Source organism: Cellulomonas biazotea (genome assembly GCF_004306155.1).
Classification (GTDB): domain Bacteria; phylum Actinomycetota; class Actinomycetes; order Actinomycetales; family Cellulomonadaceae; genus Cellulomonas; species Cellulomonas biazotea.
On sequence record NZ_BIMR01000502.1, the window covers coordinates 1 to 386 of the forward strand.

Sequence of the window (386 nt, forward strand, 5' to 3'; positions counted from 1 at the left end):
CTTCCTGCGCCGCCAGGTGCTCATGAGCCGCAACGTGCGCGGCGGGCGGTTCGTCGACCTGTTCATGGGCGGCCTGAACCACCAGATCGAGCACCACCTGTTCCCGAGCATGCCGAGCCCGAACCTGCGTCGCGTGCAGCGCACGGTGCGCGACTTCTGCGCGGAGCACGGGGTGGCGTACACCGAGACGACGATGCTGCGGTCGTACGGGATCGTCGTGCGGCACCTCAACGCGGTCGGCCTCGCGGCGCGCGACCCGTTCCAGTGCCCGCTCGCCGCGGAGCTCCGGTCGGCCCGGTAGCCGTCAGCCGACCGCGTGGTCCTTGCTCCCGCGGGCGCCCGCGAGGGCGCCCGACAGCAATGCGATCCCGTAGTCGAACGCGGCG

Annotated in this window: 1 protein-coding gene; it reads left to right on the forward strand. The window is 72.3% G+C overall.

Translation table 11 applies throughout. The features are described from left to right. Window positions 1-301, forward strand: a 301-nt coding sequence (locus tag CBZ_RS20485) for a fatty acid desaturase family protein (protein ID WP_174768712.1), incomplete at its 5' end; no start/stop codon positions are given. Window positions 302-386: the final 85 nt, after the last annotated feature.